The organism is Dyella sp., from assembly GCF_036384435.1.
Taxonomy (GTDB): domain Bacteria; phylum Pseudomonadota; class Gammaproteobacteria; order Xanthomonadales; family Rhodanobacteraceae; genus GSA-30.
The window spans coordinates 14,061-30,488 of the sequence record NZ_DASVMI010000187.1; the positions used below are offsets into that span (position 1 = coordinate 14,061).

The window sequence follows — 16,428 nt, forward strand, 5'->3', positions numbered from 1 at the left end:
CTCAGCGGGCCTCCTGCATCAGCTTGGAAAAACGATCAAAGAGGTAGCCAATATCGTGCGGCCCCGGACTCGCCTCCGGATGCCCCTGGAAACAGAATGCCGGACGGTCGGTGAGTGCAAAGCCCTGCAATGAGCCATCGAACAGCGAGGTGTGGGTCACACGGACATTGGCCGGCAATGTGGCCGGATCCACCGCGAAGCCATGGTTCTGCGAGGTGATCAGAACCCGGCCATCATCCAGGTCCTTGACCGGGTGGTTGGCGCCGTGGTGACCGAACTTCATCTTCAGAGTCTTGGCGCCCACGGCCAGGCCCATGATCTGGTGGCCCAGGCAGATGCCGAACAGCGGGATGCGCGCATCCAGGAAGGCCCGGGCGGCCTCTACTGCGTAATCGCAAGCGGCCGGGTCGCCAGGACCGTTGGAAAGGAATACGCCATCGGGCTTCATGGCCAGCACCTCGCCGGCCGGGGTCTGGGCCGGCACCACGGTGATGTCGCAGCCCTGCTCCGCCAGCAGGCGCAGGATGTTGGTCTTCACGCCGTAGTCGTAGGCCACGACCTTGAAGCGTTTGGACGGCTGATTGAAACGGGTGTCATCGAGCTCATAGACGCCCTCGTTCCAACCGTAGGGCTTGTCGACGCTGACCACCTTGGCCAGATCCATGCCATTGAGGCCAGGAAAGGCGCGCGCCTTGGCCAAGGCCGCCTCGGCATCGATGTTCGGGCCGGCGACGATGCACCCGTTCAAGGCACCCTTGTCACGCAGGATACGGGTCAGGCGGCGCGTATCGATGCCGGCAATGGCCACGATACCATGCGTATTGAGGTATTCGGGCAGGCTCATCGTGCTGCGCCAGTTGCTGGCCAGGCGTGGTACGTCGCGCACGATCAGCCCTGCGGCATGGACCGAACCGGACTCGGCATCGACCGGGTTTATGCCGGTGTTGCCGATGTGCGGATACGTGAGGGTGACGATCTGGCGGGCATAGGAAGGATCGGTGAGGATCTCCTGGTAGCCGGTCATCGCCGTGTTGAAAACCACTTCACCAACGGTTTCACCGGTGGCTCCCACGGCGTGACTGTGGAACAGGCTGCCATCTTCGAGGGCAAGCAAAGCGAGAGTTGGCATGGAGGCCGCCTTTAGGTGCAGCAAAGCCCGCAAGCCGCACTCAAGCTGGCTTGTGGACCTTGGGTCGGGAGGAATCTTGGGCGGGTTGAAATGATAGGCCCAGACGGCCTTCCTGTCCACCGGATGGAGCGTGAACGCGTTAACGGCAAAGCTCTTGCAAAACGCGGCTCAGAGCTACACTAACGCGTCCCGAAGGAGAAAGCCGCCATGAACGCCGCCGTATTGTTCGATCCTGCCCGCCTTGACCGCCCGGACACGGATATTCGGCTGGAGCCCTTCCCGTTCATGATTGCCCATGGCCAGTTGCCAGATGAAGCCCGGCCGGATATCGACCGCGACTTTCCTCGATATGCCAGCGCCGGCTTTTTCCCCTATGACGCCAGCGACTGCGGTCCCACGGTGAACACGCTGGTCCAAAACCTGACCACCCCCGAGTTCGCCAATGCCATCGGCCGCCGCCTGGGCATCGACAACCTTGGCCAGTATCCAACATTGGTCACCCTGTGCCGCTCGCTCAACAAGCGCCACGGCACCATCCATACCGACAGCAAATCCAAGGTCGCCACGGCCCTGCTCTATCTCAACACGCAATGGCCGGACACCAGCGATGGCTGCCTGCGCTTCCTGAGCAAGATCGACGACATTGACGACGTGGTAGCACCGGAACTCACCCCGCTTTATGGCGAGTTCGCCGTGTTCAAGCGTTGCGACAACTCGTTCCACGGACACCTCCCGTTTGAAGGCGAGCGCCGCGTGATCCAGGTGGCCTGGCTCACCAGCGAAGAAGAGAAACTGCGCAAGACCAAGCGCGGCAAATTCTCCCGCGCCTTCAAGAAGATTTTCGGCTCGCTCGACCGCAAGCTCGGCGCCGATCGCGATCGCAATGCGGCTCACCGCGACTGAGTCATCGCGCCCGGCACCCCTGCGGTGAGCCCGGTCGCCATCCATACGCTGTGTGAAATGCTGGCCTATGCGGTCGGCTTTCGCACGTTTCTGTGGACACGCAAGCGCCTGGCACCGGCGTCGTTCACCGATGAAGATCAAGTTGCCTGGGTCGGCGTGGGCGCGATCGTCGGGGCCGCGCTTGGCGCCAAGCTATCGTTCTGGTTCGACGATCCACTCACCGCATTCCAGAATTTCCCGGATTGGCGCCACCTGCTCGAAGGCAAGTCAATCATTGGTGCGCTGCTCGGCGGATTGCTCGGTGTAGAGCTGAGCAAGAAGATCGCAGGCGTAAAGCAGTCCACGGGCGACGCCTTCGTGTTGCCGCTCACCATAGGCATGTGCATCGGCCGCGTCGGCTGCTACCTGGCCGGGATCGAGGATCATACGTATGGCGTGGCCACATCGTTGCCCTGGGGCATGGATTTCGGCGATGGCATTCGTCGCCATCCCACCCAGCTCTACGAAATTGCCTTCCTGCTGCTGCAATACGCATGGATCCATGCACGCCGCCACGATTTCACCGAACCGGGAGACCGCTTTCGTGCTTTCATGATCGGCTACCTGGGTTTTCGCCTGCTGGTGGAATGGATCAAGCCGATCTTCTATGCCTATCCGGGACATCTGTCCGGTTTGCAGCTACTGTGCGTGGCCGGATTGCTCTACTACTATCGGGACCTGCCGCGCATCGCGCGCATCATGCTCAGGGGAAGAAGCAGCACATGGGAGCCAAGGTAAGGCCGTATTTGTTCTATGACAGCGCCGTATCGATCTGTAGCAGTTGCCTGCGGCGTGTCGAAGCAAAAATCCTCATCAAGGACGAACGCGTCTATCTGGAAAAATGGTGCCCGCTGCACGGACGCGAGCGCGTGCTCATCGCCGACGATGCGGCGTATTATCGTCAGTGCCGCGAGGTGTACATCAAGCCACCGGAAATGCCGAGACTGTTCAATACGCCTCAGCATTATGGCTGCCCCTACGACTGCGGCCTGTGCCCGGAACACATGCAGCACTCCTGCCTCACGCTGGTGGAAATCACCGACCACTGCAATCTGCGCTGCCCGATCTGCTACGCCGAGAGTGGGCCGCACCGCCCCGGCTTTCGCGACCTGGCGACCGTCGAGCGTATGCTCGATGCCGTGGTAGCCAACGAGGGCGAACCGGACGTAGTGCAGATTTCTGGCGGCGAACCGACGCTGCACCCTGATTTTTTCGCCATCCTGGACGCGGCACGACGGCGCCCCATCCGTCACCTGATGGTCAATACCAATGGCCTGCGCATTGCCAAGGAGCCTGAATTTGCCGCGCGTCTGGCCGAATATCAGCCGGGTTTCGAGCTATACCTGCAATTCGATTCACTTCGCGACGAAGTGCACAAGGACCTGCGCGGCGCACGATTGCGCGACATTCGCCTCAAGGCGCTTGAGCACCTGAACAAGTACGACATCTCCACCACGCTGGTGGTGACGGTCAAGAAAGGCCTCAACGACGATGAGCTTGGCCAGATCATCGACTTTGCCCTGACCCAACCATGCGTGCGAGGCGTCACCTTTCAGCCCATCCAGGCCGCCGGACGCCTGGAAGGCTATGATGCCGAACACAACCGGCTCACCTTGAGCGAGGTACGCCGGCGTATCCTTGAGCAAAGCCCGGTTTTCCAGCCCGACGACCTGATCCCGGTGCCGTGCAATCCCGATTGCCTGGGCATGGCCTACGCCCTGAAGATGGGCGACCAGGTGGTGCCGCTGACGCGCTTCGTCTCGCCCGAAACGCTGGTCAGCAAGGGACGCAACACCATTGTCGTGGAGCGCGATGAAGCACTGCGCGCGCATGTGTTCGAACTGTTCGCCACCAATCATTCACCCGAATCGCAGGCTTGTTCGCTCTCCGATCTGCTGTGCTGCCTGCCCCAAGTTCAGGCGCCCGCTGACCTGACTTATCGCAACGTATTTCGTGTGTTGATCATGCAATTCATCGATGCCTACAGCTTCGACTTGCGTGCCGTAAAGAAGTCATGCGTACACATCGCCCAGCCGGACGGCCGGATGATTCCGTTCGACACATTCAACCTGTTCTATCGCGACGACAAAGCGCAGCGACTTGCCCTGCTGCGCGACCAGCTCGACCGCCAGCGCGCCATTGAGGAGGACGCTCCGTGACCGACGAACAACCCCACGACCCCTATCGCGCGCCGGCGACCGAAGAGCCATCCATCGAACGGGAACGCAGCCGGCACGAAGGCTCCACCGGCAAGGGCATTGCGCTGGCCTGGCTCATCATGATCCTGGGACTGGCCGCTACGATGGGCGTGGGCACAGCCATACCGGGCTTCTTCTACGCCTGGTTCCTGCCGCCATTGGCCGTGGCTGTGCTTGGCATCGTGCTGATCAACCGCGGCGTCAAGCGCACCGGCAAAGGCCTGCTGCTGGGCCTGGCCTCGGTGGTAGCCGTCATCGTGCTACTGATCGCTGCCTGCTTCGGACTGGTCATGATGCAGGGCGGCATCCACGTTTGATGCCAGGCCTGCCGGGGACGTTTGCCGATACATGACCGGCAGGCGCCCGGATCGGGTGCCTGCGTAGTTCCATGTTACGCCGCGGTTGCGAAATGCCACGCTACATAGCCGGCGAAAACACCATAGAGCAGCCCCACCGGCAATAGCAGACGCCCATCGACCCGTCCGCGACGGAACAGCCACCAAAGGTAGATGACCGCTACACCGGTCAACACGCCGGCAACCATCAACGGTGCATCGAACAACCAGGGCGTGGCAAATAGCGCCAGTGAACTGGGGATGGTCGCCTGGATCATCATGGCACCGGAAATATTGGCCAGCGCCAGACGCTCCTTGCCTTGCCGCACCCAGATCAAGGCATTGAGCGTTTCCGGCAACTCCGTGGCCACCGGACTAAGCACCAGGGCCACCAGATGCGGCGACAACTGGAACAGTTCGCCAATGGCCTCGATTTGCTTGACGAACGTATGCGACGCGATGGCGATGACCACTAAAGCCAGCAGCGTCTGAAGGGCCACCATGGCCATGGCCGGGTTCGCGTTGCGCGGCTGGAACTTCAATGGCTCCAGTGCTTCCTCGTCACCAGGGGCATCGTCGGCATGCTTGAGTTCTCGCCACACATACAGGCCATACGCCAGCAGAAATAGCACGCCAAGCCAGGGCTTGATCGCAAAGGCCACCAGGCCCAGGCCGCACTTGACCACGAATATGCCCAGAAACCAGGATTGGTCACGCGCAAGGCGCGCGTGATTGACCCTTACCAGGTGATCCTGGCGCTGCAAGCGGCGACGATTGCTCCACAACGCCAGACCGACAACCGCATAAGCAATGGTCGCCAGAACCAGAGGGCCGCCGAGTGCAGCACCCACACCGATGTCACGCTGCTCGGGCGTGCGTCCGAAGATCACCGCCACGAATGTCACCGCACTCTCGGGTAGTGCCGTGCCGAACGCAGCCAGCACCGTACCGGTCGCGGTCGCGCCAAGGTTGAGCTTCTGCCCGAACCATTCGACACCATTGACGAAATACTCGCAGGCGAGATAGATCGCACCGGCTGATAGCAGGAACAGCAACGCGATGAGCATGAAATATCCTTGGCCGGGCGAGCACGATAACCATTGGCGCAACGACGCCGCTCGCCCGGCAAAAGGTGAGCACGTCGTGGCCAAAGGTCTCGCCGGGCACGGCACTCTCGAAGTGACGAGAGTGCGAACCATCCACGCCATGGAGCCTTACGGCTTCAAGTCTGTTGACGTGGATTCCTCTTGATGGGAAAGCCCCGCGGCTTTCCGGGAGTGAGGATGGCTACTCCCCAATGACAACGGGCGCGATGGTAAACGCGCTCACCGGCTTGCGCAAGCTTGCCGTCCCTGATCAGCCGCCGCTGCGTTCAGCAAGCATGGCGTCGAGGCTGTATTGCCCGGGTGTCTTACCTGCCAGCCAATGTGCGGCTTCGATCGCACCACGGGCAAAAATCGAGCGATCGGTCGCTCGATGCCCCAGTTCCACACGCTCGCCCTGCCCGATCAGCATGGCCGTGTGCTCACCGACGATATCGCCGCCACGAACCACGGCAAAACCGATCGTGCCGCTCTTGCGTGGGCCGGTACGCCCTTCACGTGTGAAGACGGCATCGTCCGCCAACGAACCTCCACGCGCCTGGGCAGCGGCCTCACCCAACGACAAAGCGGTACCGGAAGGGGCGTCTTCCTTGCGATTGTGATGCGCCTCGACGATTTCCAGGTCCCATTCGCGCAAGGCCGCCGACGCCTGGCGCAACAAGCGCGTAAGCACGGCAACGCCGAGACTGAAATTGGTGGCGTGGAGCACGGCGATCGATGCCGTACTAAGGCGCGCGGCCAGTTTCGTATCGATGCCGGTGGTGCCGGTGACAAGCGGCACGCCATGGTGTTCACAATAATCGAGCGCAGCCCCCAGGCCTGCCGGGCCACTGAAATCGATCACCACATCAAAAAGCCGGTCAACCGGCCAGCCATCGCTGAAAACGAGCGAAGATTCACTGGCGAAAACGGCTTCTCCTGCATGACGCGATGAACTTATCGCCGCACGCAGGTCGAAACGCTCGTCATCGCGCACCAGCGCCAGCAGCGACTTTCCCATGCGGCCAGTGGCGCCATTGATGGCGATGCGGAAGGGTGACGGCATGGCGAAAATTCCCGGTGAAAGCTGCGATCCTAGGGCAAGAACCCCCTTCACCCCAACCCCGCCCTCAACGCGGAGACACCCCACGCAGGCGCGACTTCAGTCGCGATGCAATCTGCGATCCAGTCGCAGATTGGGGCTTTAAAACCTCCAAGCCGTGACTTCAGTCGCGACTTGCATCGCGACTGAAGTGCGTCAGCGAGCATGGCCTCCGAAGGCCATGGCGCTCACGAGGTGACTCGCGACCAGAATTGCTTGACGCCATCCATCCAGGATTTCTCACGCGGCATGTGCTTGTGCGCATCGCCGTCCCGGAACGTCGCTTCGAGCTGTTCAAGCAGGTCGCGCTGCTCCTTGGTAAGGCGCACCGGCGTCTCCACCACCACCCGGCAAATCAGATCGCCCGCGCGTCCGCTGCGTACCGACTTCACGCCTCGCCCGCGCAGACGAAACTGCTGACCGGTCTGCGTTTCCGGCGGAATCGTGATCGGCACTTCGCCCTCGAGCGTAGGCACCTGCAGTTCGGCGCCCAGCGCTGCCTGGGCAAAGCGGATCGGCACTTCACAGTGCAGGTCGTTGCCTTCGCGCTGGAAAATGTCGTGCTCACGCACGCGCATCTCTACATACAGGTCGCCTGCTTCGCCACCAGCCGGGCCGGCTTCACCCTGCCCGGTCAGGCGAATTCGATCGCCATTGTCGACGCCAGCCGGAATACGCACGGATAAGGTCCGCGTCTCCTCCAGGCGGCCTTCGCCACGGCACGGCTTGCACGGCTTCTCGATCGCCTGGCCACTGCCACCACAATGCGGGCACGCCTGCTGGATCGAGAAGATGCCGTTCTGCATACGCACCCGGCCATGGCCGTGGCAGGTTTTGCACTGCACGACTTTGCCATCTTCCGAACCGGTGCCGTTGCAATGGTGGCAATTGACCTGGGTTGGCACGTCGATCTTCTTTTCGATGCCGAAGACCGCTTCTTCCAGATCCAGCTCCATGATGTAGCGCAAGTCCGAACCACGGCGCGAACGCCCTCGGCCACCGCCACCCATGCCGAAGATATCGCCAAAGATATCCCCGAAAATATCGCCCATGTCGCCAAAGCCGCCACCCGCGCCACGACCACCGCCCATGCCACCCTCGAAGGCAGCGTGACCGTACTGATCGTACATTTGGCGCTTCTGCGCATCGGCCAGCACTTCGTAGGCCTCCTTGGCCTCCTTGAACTTCTCCTGCGCCTGCGGATCGTCCGGACAACGATCAGGGTGGTACTTCATCGCCAGGCGACGAAACGACTTTTTCAGCTCGACCTCGGTGACCGTGCGTTCGACGCCGAGGACTTCGTAGTAGTCGCGCTTACTCATAGCACGTGAGGCCGGCCTGCGGCCTGTGAGGCCGGCGGCTGCGCCGCCTGTGAGGGATTAGGAGTAAGAGCAAGGTAAGTCATGGCGCAATGTGTGTCTGTTGAATCTTGATGAGTGAACCAAGCGAGGCTTGCAATCGATCCATTTGTTCCAGCAATGATTCTGCGGATCGAACAAACCCTAGATTTTCGGCGATACGGAGTTGAGTATCCAGTTCAGAGAGAGAGAGCCTCTGGCAATACGGAGAAATCGTACAAACTCTCTTCCCCGTCCTCGGCCCGCACCTTCGGCGATATTGGAGGGTACGCTAATTGCCGCCCTTCGAATCTGCGAAGTCAGGCCAAATCGTTCCGACTCTGGAAACGTATTCGTGACCTCATAAAGCCTGGTCACTAATACCATGGCATCCCGCCACACCCGCAAGCGGGTGGTGCAACCACGACATGCTCCATTCTCCTAACACCTAACTCCTAACAGCATGACGGGGCCCACAGGCCCCGTCATGCGGCTTCCCGCCCTTACTTCTTGTCGTCCTTCACTTCCGTGAATTCAGCATCGACCACGTCGTCCGGCTGTGCCGAACCGTGCGGAGCCTGCTGGTGGCTGGTATCCGGGCCGCCGGCTGCACCGCCCTGAGCGGCTGCGTACAACGACTGGGCAGCCTGCTCGAGCTTCTCGATCTTCGACTCGATCGCGGCCTTGTCGTCGCCGTCCTTGACCTTCTCCAGCTCAGACAACGTGCCCTCGATCGTGCTCAACTGATCGGCCGGGATCTTGCCGCCATGTTCCTTGAGGGCACTACGGGTAGCGTGAACCAGCTGATCGGCCTTGTTGCGCACGCCAACAAGCTCCTGGAACTTCTTGTCTTCTTCCTTGTTGGCCTCGGCATCGGCGACCATCCGCGCGATCTCTTCGTCGGACAGGCCCGAGCCGGATTCAACCTTGATCTTTTGTTCCTTGCCGGTCTTCTTGTCCTTGGCCGAAACGTTAATTATGCCGTTGGCGTCGATGTCAAAGGTGACTTCGATCTGAGGCATACCGCGCGGCGCAGGCTCGATACCTTGCAGGTCGAACTTGCCCAGCGACTTGTTCGCACTGGCGCGTTCGCGCTCACCCTGCAACACGTGGACGGTCACGGCAGTCTGGTTATCGTCGGCCGTGGAGAAAACCTGCGAGGCCTTGGTCGGCACCGTGGTGTTCTTCTCGATCAGCTTGGTCATCACACCGCCCATGGTCTCGATACCCAGCGACAGCGGAGTTACGTCGAGCAGCAGCACGTCCTTGACCGAACCACCCAGCACGCCGCCCTGGATGGCCGCACCCACGGCGACGGCTTCGTCCGGGTTGACGTCCTTGCGCGGCTCCTTGCCGAAGAAATCCTTCACCGACTCCTGCACCTTGGGCATGCGCGTCTGGCCACCGACAAGGATCACTTCGTCGATATCGGACACGCGCAGGCCGGCATCATTGAGCGCGGTGCGGCACGGATCAATGGTGCGCTTGACCAGGTCTTCGACCAGCGCTTCGAGCTTGGCGCGGGTCAGCTTGATGTTCAGGTGCTTGGGACCGGAAGCGTCGGCCGTGACATACGGCAAGTTCACTTCGGTCTGGTGCGAGGAAGACAGTTCGATCTTCGCGCGCTCGGCGGCGTCCTTCAGGCGCTGCAAGGCAAGCGGATCCTTGCGCAGGTCGATGCCCTGGTCCTTCTGGAATTCCTCGACCAGATAATCGATGACGCGCATGTCGAAGTCTTCGCCGCCCAGGAACGTGTCGCCGTTGGTGGCCAGCACTTCGAACTGCTTCTCACCGTCGACTTCGGCAATCTCGATGATCGACACGTCGAACGTGCCGCCACCCAGGTCGTAAACGGCGATCTTGCGGTCACCGCCCTTCTTGTCCAGGCCGTAGGCCAGCGCAGCCGCAGTCGGCTCGTTGATGATGCGCTTGACTTCCAGCCCGGCGATCTTGCCCGCGTCCTTGGTGGCCTGGCGCTGGCTGTCGTTGAAGTACGCAGGCACGGTAATGACCGCCTCGGTCACCGGCTCACCGAGATAATCCTCGGCAGTCTTCTTCATTTTCATCAGCACCTTCGCAGAGATTTCCTGCGGGGCCATCTTTTTGCCATCGGCGGTCTGCACCCAGGCATCGCCATTGTCGTGCGCCACGATACCGTACGGCACGATGTGGAGATCCTTCTGCACCTCGGCATCGGTGAACTTGCGGCCGATGAGGCGCTTCACCGCATAAAAGGTGTTCTTGGGATTGGTAACGCCCTGACGCTTGGCCGGCGCACCCACCAGGACTTCGCTGTCCTTCGTGAACGCGACGATCGACGGCGTGGTGCGATCGCCTTCAGCGTTCTCGATGACCCTGGAGGTGTTGCCATCCATCACGGACACGCAGGAATTGGTCGTGCCCAGATCGATACCGATGATCTTGCCCATGTGCTCTGACTCCGAAAAATTCTTTTAAAGCGGCCCCCGCGGCCGCGACTGGTTTCTAAGTGGGGTCCGGGCCTTGTGATTCAACGCCGTCAAGGCTTCGGTTCCCTTGGTTCGTCGCGGTCGTCACCCATGATTCAGGTGTCGCCGCGCCGCTGTGTTGTCAGTCCTTGGCCACGGCGACCAGCGCCGGACGCAACAGACGATCATTCAACACATAGCCCTTTTGCAGCACGCTCACCACCGTGCCCGATGCCTGGCCGGGCGCATCGACCATGCTCACGGCGTGATGGCGCTCAGGATCAAGCGGCTGGCCCAGTGGATCGACCTGGACCAGGCCATTGTTCTGCGCAATACGCAGCAACTCCTTGAGCGTGAGGTTGATGCCCTCGCGCACGGTGGCCACATCGCCACCTTCCACGGTGAGCCCGCGCTCGAGCCCGTCGTAGATCGGCAGCAACTCGTTGAGCAGCTTTTCATTGGCAAAGCGACGCGCCTGATCGACATCGCGTTGCAAGCGTCGGCGCTGGTTTTCCAGGTCGGCACGGTCACGCAGCACGCTATCGCGCAGCTCCGCATTCATCGACTCCAACTCAGCGACGCGCTCTTTCAAGGCGTCGAGATCGGCCTGAAGGGCATCGCTCGCCGCGCTGGATTCCGGCGCGTTTTCTGGCGCCTGCGTATCGTTGTTTTGCATGAAAAAACTCCAAGCATCGTCCAGGGCCGGCATGATTTTGCATACCGACCAGTAAACTTAATGCGGGTAAATCCCGCCTCCCGCGGGGGTTTATGAGGCCGCCGCTGCCCGATTCAAGGCATCACTCAACAGACCCGCGGTGGCTTGTACCACAGGGATGACCCTTTCGTACGCCATGCGCGTGGGCCCGATCACACCAATGGCGCCCAAAACGCGGCCCTGGGCACCATAACTGGCCGTCACCACGCTGCAACCGTCCAGCGCGGTGAAACCTGATTCCTCGCCAATAAAAAGACGCACGCCCGGGGCCCGGGCACAGACTTCCATCAACTGGAGCAATTCATTTTTCTTCTGAAACGCGTCGAATAATTCACGCAGGCGCTCCAGATTGGCCAGCTCCGCATAGGACATCAGGTTGGTCTGACCGCTGACCAGCACGTCGTCGCCTTCCGAATGCGGCGCGAACGACGCCGCCGCCAGCTCCACGGTGCTGGACATCAGGCGGTTCAGTTCGCTGCTGGTTTCCTTCAGCTCGCGCAGCAGATGCGCGCGGATATCGTCCACGCGCAGCCCGGCAAAATGGGTGTTGAGGTAATTGGCAGCCTGCTCGAGCTCACGGGCCTCCAAAGGCTTGGCCAGTTGCACGATGCGGTTTTGCACCTGGTTGTCGGAAAACACCAGGATCACCAGCACGCGGGCATCGGGCAACGGCACGAAATCGATATGTCTCAGCGGGAAATCCGCTTGGCGCGGTACCGAGACCACCCCAGCAAACTGGGTCATGGCTGAAAGCAAGGTCGATACATTCCCCAGAAGATCGCGTGTGGTCGTGGGGCCTGGCGGTAGCTCACGGCGCAGACGAGCCATCTCCTCAAGCGGTAGCGGCTGCAACTCGATCAGGCTGTCGACAAACAGACGCAGCCCCCGGGGGGTCGGCACGCGGCCCGCCGAGGTATGCGGCGAGGCGACCAGCCCGGCTTCTTCCAGGTCCGCCATGATGTTGCGGATGGTTGCCGGGCTCACATCCAGCCCCGAGGAGCGCGAAAGCGTGCGCGAGCCGACCGGCTCTCCATCGGTCAGGTACTGCGAAATCAGCGTCCGCAGCAGTCGCCGCGCGCGAGCATCGAGTTCGTGGCCAAAGGATTGGGGCATGCGCAGCTGTGGCAGTCCGTGAGACTGAGAAGAAATAAGGTGTGGGAGGGAAGAATGCAAGGAAAGGCTTAGGAAACGGAAGATGGATGGGGGGCGTGCCAGCCCGAAAGCACCTCGCAGGCTGACGGCTGGCGTCGACCGCTCGAACTTGCGCCACCCTCTGCCCTTCTCCCATCGCCCGAACCACCCAATCCCCAAAACCCCACCCTCACCCTTACAATCCTCCGACTTCGAAACCAGCGCCATCCATGCTTACCTCTCTCTACGTCCGCCATTTCGCCGTCGTTGAAGAAGCCGAGATCGCCTTTGGGCCCGGCTTGACCGTTGTCAGCGGCGAGACCGGCGCCGGCAAATCCCTGCTGGTCGATGCGCTCATGCTGCTGGCCGGCAGTCGCGCCGACAGCGGCATGGTGCGTGCCGGCAGCGACCGTGCGGAATTGGCGGCCGAATTCGACTTGGCCGACCTTCCTGCAGCTCGTGACTGGCTGGCACGCGAGGAACTGGATGAAGATGGCGCCTGCCAGTTGCGCCGGGTCATCCGTGCCGAAGGCAGCTCGCGCGCCTGGATCAACGGCCGGCCGGCCAATGCCAGCCAATTGGGCGAACTGGCCGCCATGCTGGTGGAAATTCACGGCCAGCACGAACACCAGGCCCTGCTCTCACGGGCCCATCAGCTGGCCCTGCTCGACGCTTATGCCAATCACGATGACCTGCTGGGCCAGGTACGGGATGCCACCCAGCAATGGCGTGCCGTGCAGGCGCGCATCCAGTCGTTGAGCGGTGGCGACGATCGCGAGCAGCGCATTGAACTATTGCGCCACGAGTTGAGCGAGCTGGAAAAATGGGCACTGCCGGCCGACCAGTTGGTTGACCTGGAAGCCAGCCATAAGCGATTGGCCAACGCCGGACGTCTGGCCGAGGGGGCTGCCGGGGTCAGCGAAATGCTCGATGGCGATAGCGAACTATCACTGCGCCGCGGCCTCGCCCGCGCCCAGGGCGAATTGATCAAGCTGGCCGCCCTGGACGAAAAGCTGCAGCCAGTGCTCGAACTGCTCGACAACGCCAGCATCCAGCTCAGCGAGGCCGCCGATGGCCTGGGTCGCTATGCCCTGGACGTGGACCTTGACCCGGAGCGATTCAACGACGTAGACACCCACCTCACGCGGCTGCACGAACTCTCCCGCCGTCACCGCCTGCCGGTGGCCGAACTGCATGACAAAGCCATCGCCGTCGGCGACGAACTGGCGCAACTGGAGGGCGCGGGCGAGGCGCTGGAAAAGCTCGACCGCCTGCGCGATGAACACCAGCGCGCCTATCTCAAGGCCGCCAAGGCGCTCAGCAAGGCTCGCGGCGATGCAGCCGGTCGCCTGGGCGAGGAGGTCAGTGCGTTGATGGGCGAATTGGGCATGTCCGGCGGCCGACTGGTCATCGAGCTGGAACCCACTGGCAGTGACGACCCCGATGTCCAAGGCCGCGAGCGCTGCGAACTGCTGGTCAGCGCCAACCCCGGACAGCCGCCTCGCGCCCTGCGCAAGGTGGCCTCGGGAGGCGAACTGGCGCGCATCAGCCTGGCCATCGAGGTGGCGACCCTGGGCAAGGACACTGTAGGCAGCATGGTCTTTGACGAAGTCGATACCGGCATCGGCGGCGCCGTCGCCGAAGTGGTCGGCCAGAAGTTGCGCGCCCTGGGTGGTCAACGCCAAGTACTGTGCGTCACTCACCTGCCCCAGGTGGCCGCGCAGGGCCACGCCCATCTGCGCGTGGCCAAGCATAGCGACGGCGTCAGCACCCAGACCCGTATCGAGAAACTCGACGCTTCCGGCCGTCGTGACGAACTGGCGCGCATGCTCGGCGGCGTGGAAATCACCCGTGAGACCAAGGCCCATGCCAAGCAGATGTTGGAGAGGGCGCAGGCAAGCTGACCGCGCCTGTCAAACGATGCGGGTAGAGGTGACGGCATGCTCAGTGAGGGGAGATGGATAGCGGGGGCACGAAAACCGACACCCCGAGGCGGGAGTGCATGGTTTCGACGCAGTAGCGCTGGGCCGTGGCTCACCGCACCCGTTCGAACTTGCACCCCAGCTCCCCACCTCCCATCTGGCGCATGGCATTCGTGGCCGGCTCACACTTTTCTCGGCAACAGCCCCCGCTCCGTCGCCATCCGGTATAGATCCAGTTCCGATCCCGCCCCCAGCTTGCCCATCAGGCTGGCGCGGTGGATGTAGATGGTCTTCTGACCGATGCCCAGTTCCGCTGCCACTTGTTTGGGCGCACGGCCAGCGGCGAGCAGCAGAAATACCTCGCGCTCGCGCGTGGTCAGGCGATTGATCGGATCGAGTGCCTCGGAAGGGCGATCGGCACGGCGTTGACGAAGATCGGAACTGAGGAAGGTCTCGCCCTGCATGACCGCGCGAAGGCCCGCCACAAGCTCCTCCGGAGCCACTCCCTTGGTGACGTAGCCGCTGGCGCCACGTCGCAGCGCCTCGGAAACGTAAGGCTCACCGTCGTGCATGCTCAGCACCACGATCCTCGTATTGGGTGTCACACTGCGAAGATGCTCGATCAACGGCAGGCCGCTGCCATCGGGCAAGGATAAATCCAACGCCACCAGGTCGGGACGCTTTTGTCCGACTGCCTCGACGGCATCGTCGGCATTGCGGCACTCGGCGACCACCTCGAGATCAGGCTCGAGTTCGATCAGCCGCTTGAAGCCTTCGCGAACGATGGCATGGTCATCAACCAGAACGATGCTGTACATGCCGCCATGTATAGCATGGTCCGCAGGCGGCGCATGCCCCATCGCCACATGTAACATCGCCCACCATGGCGACGCGAACCTCCCTCTTTCCCGGCCTGGGGCTGCTGCTCGGCGCATGCTATTTCGCGCTCTGGATCTGCCTGTGGCCAACCGAACAGCCCTATTGGATGCTGCCCTACGGCCTGCGCTTCGGCGCGCTGCTGCTCAGCCCCATGCGCTACTGGCCCTGGCTGCTGGCCGCCGAACTGGGCGCCACCGCCTGCATCACCTCGGCCGCTCACCTGCCGATGGGTTGGTTCGGCTTTGTCATGGGCGAGTTACCGGAGCCTTTCATCGTCGCACTCTGCTTGTGGCTGATGCGCCGGGCAAGCCTTCATGCAAGCCTGCGCGATCCTGAGGACGTCTCCCGCCTGTTGCTCTCGGCCGCCTTCACCGTGGCCGCCACCACGGCCGCCGATGGCGCGCTGCTGGCGGTAATCCATGCCACGCCCACCTCCGACCTGCTGATGCAGGCGCTGGGCCAGGACCTGCTGGGCGATTACGTCGGCATCCTGCTGGTGGTGCCGCTGATGATCATGCTGGCTCGTGCCCACTTGAGTCGACGCGCCACCGCCCGACTGGCCATGGATGGGCTGCTGGTGATGCTTCCCGCCATGGCGATCCTGCTGGTGCTGTCGGCTCATGCCCCGCCGCAACCGCAGTTCGCCCGCGTGCTATCCCTGGCCCCGGTGCTGTTCTTCGCGTTCCGGCATGGCTGGCGCGGTGCCAGCATCGCCATGCTGATCTCCAGCCTGGGCATGACTATCGTCGACCGGATTGCCGGTCATGGCATCTCCAGCGCTTCGGCACAGTTGTTCCTGGCCGTGGCCGGCACCGGCGCGTTGATGCTTGGCGCGGCCACCGATGCCCTGCGACGCAGTAGTGAGCGCGTGGCCGAGCAAAATGTCTACCTGGCCGCAGTCAACCGACGACTGGATCACCTGGCTCGCCAACTGCGTGATGCGGCACGCGGCAACTTGCAGGCGGAAGAAAACCAGCGCCGCCACATGGCTGCCGAACTGCACGACGAACTGGGCCAGAACCTCACCGCCATCCAGACTCACCTCAAGCTCGCCCAGGGCCGGCTGGCCCAGGTTGGCATGGAAGACGTCAGCCACTCGATCAACCTGATCCTGGGCCACATGCGCCGGGCGCTGCACCGCCTGTTAGATGACCTGCGTCCGGCGGTGCTGGACGAATTCGGTCTGCTGCGAGCCCTGGATGAAGGCCC

15 protein-coding genes and 1 riboswitch are annotated in these 16,428 nt (G+C 62.3%); of the genes, 6 read left to right on the forward strand and 9 right to left on the reverse strand.

Annotation, left to right across the window (positions count from 1 at the left end; translation table 11 throughout):
* Position 1: 1 nt before the first annotated feature.
* Complete coding sequence (gene carA, locus VF436_RS20020) at positions 2-1,129, reverse strand: glutamine-hydrolyzing carbamoyl-phosphate synthase small subunit (protein ID WP_330905817.1); 1,128 nt, start codon at positions 1,127-1,129, stop codon at positions 2-4.
* A 207-nt stretch (positions 1,130-1,336) separates the two neighbouring features.
* On the opposite strand from carA, the gene VF436_RS20025 reads away from it, so the two are divergent.
* From VF436_RS20025 to VF436_RS20040, 4 genes are read left to right on the forward strand one after another with little or no spacing between them, the layout of a single operon-like run.
* Entirely contained in the window at positions 1,337-2,032 is a 696-nt protein-coding gene (locus tag VF436_RS20025) for a 2OG-Fe(II) oxygenase (protein WP_330905818.1), read from the forward strand.
* Positions 2,033-2,056: 24 nt separating this feature from the next.
* The gene (locus tag VF436_RS20030; protein WP_330905819.1) at positions 2,057-2,809 is read left to right on the forward strand and encodes a prolipoprotein diacylglyceryl transferase; all 753 of its coding nucleotides are present in this window, start codon (positions 2,057-2,059) and stop codon (positions 2,807-2,809) included.
* Positions 2,794-4,230 (forward strand): radical SAM protein, encoded by a 1,437-nt coding sequence (locus VF436_RS20035; RefSeq protein ID WP_330905820.1) that lies wholly within the window; start codon positions 2,794-2,796, stop codon positions 4,228-4,230. The genes VF436_RS20030 and VF436_RS20035 overlap by 16 nt, the downstream gene beginning before the upstream one ends.
* Complete coding sequence (locus VF436_RS20040) at positions 4,227-4,586, forward strand: hypothetical protein (RefSeq protein ID WP_330905821.1); 360 nt, start codon at positions 4,227-4,229, stop codon at positions 4,584-4,586. Before VF436_RS20035 ends, VF436_RS20040 begins: the two co-directional genes overlap by 4 nt.
* Before the next feature lie 74 nt (positions 4,587-4,660).
* On the opposite strand, the gene VF436_RS20045 is transcribed toward VF436_RS20040, so the two are convergent.
* The 7 genes from VF436_RS20045 to hrcA all read right to left on the reverse strand — a co-directional run bounded on the left by VF436_RS20045 (position 4,661) and on the right by hrcA (position 12,400).
* Positions 4,661-5,671, reverse strand: coding sequence for a sodium:calcium antiporter (locus VF436_RS20045; protein ID WP_330905822.1), 1,011 nt, complete (start codon positions 5,669-5,671; stop codon positions 4,661-4,663).
* Positions 5,672-5,756: 85 nt separating this feature from the next.
* A riboswitch (yybP-ykoY riboswitch) is annotated at positions 5,757-5,912 on the reverse strand.
* A gap of 48 nt (positions 5,913-5,960) precedes the next feature.
* The gene (dapB, locus tag VF436_RS20050; protein ID WP_330905823.1) at positions 5,961-6,752 is read right to left on the reverse strand and encodes a 4-hydroxy-tetrahydrodipicolinate reductase; all 792 of its coding nucleotides are present in this window, start codon (positions 6,750-6,752) and stop codon (positions 5,961-5,963) included.
* A 224-nt stretch (positions 6,753-6,976) separates the two neighbouring features.
* Entirely contained in the window at positions 6,977-8,110 is a 1,134-nt protein-coding gene (gene dnaJ, locus VF436_RS20055; RefSeq protein WP_330905824.1) for a molecular chaperone DnaJ, read from the reverse strand.
* 180 nt (positions 8,111-8,290) lie between these two features.
* Positions 8,291-8,512, reverse strand: coding sequence for a four helix bundle protein (locus tag VF436_RS20060; RefSeq protein ID WP_330905825.1), 222 nt, complete (start codon positions 8,510-8,512; stop codon positions 8,291-8,293).
* 116 nt (positions 8,513-8,628) lie between these two features.
* Positions 8,629-10,554, reverse strand: a complete 1,926-nt coding sequence (gene dnaK / locus VF436_RS20065) for a molecular chaperone DnaK (RefSeq protein ID WP_330905826.1) — start codon at positions 10,552-10,554, stop codon at positions 8,629-8,631.
* 160 nt (positions 10,555-10,714) lie between these two features.
* On the reverse strand, positions 10,715-11,248 hold the full coding sequence (gene grpE, locus VF436_RS20070; protein WP_330905827.1) for a nucleotide exchange factor GrpE: 534 nt from the start codon (positions 11,246-11,248) through the stop codon (positions 10,715-10,717).
* Between the two features lie 90 nt (positions 11,249-11,338).
* A complete protein-coding gene (gene hrcA / locus VF436_RS20075) occupies positions 11,339-12,400 on the reverse strand; it encodes a heat-inducible transcriptional repressor HrcA (protein ID WP_330905828.1) in 1,062 nt (353 codons plus the stop codon).
* 248 nt (positions 12,401-12,648) lie between these two features.
* Between hrcA and recN the strand changes: the two genes are divergently transcribed.
* Positions 12,649-14,322 (forward strand): DNA repair protein RecN, encoded by a 1,674-nt coding sequence (gene recN, locus VF436_RS20080; RefSeq protein ID WP_330905829.1) that lies wholly within the window; start codon positions 12,649-12,651, stop codon positions 14,320-14,322.
* A gap of 200 nt (positions 14,323-14,522) precedes the next feature.
* Here the strand turns inward: recN and VF436_RS20085 are convergent, their stop codons facing one another.
* Positions 14,523-15,158, reverse strand: coding sequence for a response regulator transcription factor (locus VF436_RS20085; RefSeq protein ID WP_330905830.1), 636 nt, complete (start codon positions 15,156-15,158; stop codon positions 14,523-14,525).
* 65 nt (positions 15,159-15,223) lie between these two features.
* Between VF436_RS20085 and VF436_RS20090 the strand changes: the two genes are divergently transcribed.
* Positions 15,224-16,428, forward strand: a 1,205-nt coding sequence (locus tag VF436_RS20090) for an MASE1 domain-containing protein (RefSeq protein WP_330905831.1), incomplete at its 3' end; no start/stop codon positions are given.

What these genes read in the sequence shown, in the direction of transcription:
- carA (WP_330905817.1), bottom strand. Translation starts at nt 1,129, where the DNA reads ATGCCAACTCTCGCTTTGCTTGCCCTCGAAGATGGCAGCCTGTTCCAC.
- VF436_RS20025 (WP_330905818.1), top strand. Translation starts at nt 1,337, where the DNA reads ATGAACGCCGCCGTATTGTTCGATCCTGCCCGCCTTGACCGCCCGGAC.
- VF436_RS20035 (WP_330905820.1), top strand. Translation starts at nt 2,794, where the DNA reads ATGGGAGCCAAGGTAAGGCCGTATTTGTTCTATGACAGCGCCGTATCG.
- VF436_RS20045 (WP_330905822.1), bottom strand. Translation starts at nt 5,671, where the DNA reads ATGCTCATCGCGTTGCTGTTCCTGCTATCAGCCGGTGCGATCTATCTC.
- dapB (WP_330905823.1), bottom strand. Translation starts at nt 6,752, where the DNA reads ATGCCGTCACCCTTCCGCATCGCCATCAATGGCGCCACTGGCCGCATG.
- dnaJ (WP_330905824.1), bottom strand. Translation starts at nt 8,110, where the DNA reads ATGAGTAAGCGCGACTACTACGAAGTCCTCGGCGTCGAACGCACGGTC.
- VF436_RS20060 (WP_330905825.1), bottom strand. Translation starts at nt 8,512, where the DNA reads ATGGTATTAGTGACCAGGCTTTATGAGGTCACGAATACGTTTCCAGAG.
- dnaK (WP_330905826.1), bottom strand. Translation starts at nt 10,554, where the DNA reads ATGGGCAAGATCATCGGTATCGATCTGGGCACGACCAATTCCTGCGTG.
- grpE (WP_330905827.1), bottom strand. Translation starts at nt 11,248, where the DNA reads ATGCAAAACAACGATACGCAGGCGCCAGAAAACGCGCCGGAATCCAGC.
- hrcA (WP_330905828.1), bottom strand. Translation starts at nt 12,400, where the DNA reads ATGCCCCAATCCTTTGGCCACGAACTCGATGCTCGCGCGCGGCGACTG.
- recN (WP_330905829.1), top strand. Translation starts at nt 12,649, where the DNA reads ATGCTTACCTCTCTCTACGTCCGCCATTTCGCCGTCGTTGAAGAAGCC.
- VF436_RS20085 (WP_330905830.1), bottom strand. Translation starts at nt 15,158, where the DNA reads ATGTACAGCATCGTTCTGGTTGATGACCATGCCATCGTTCGCGAAGGC.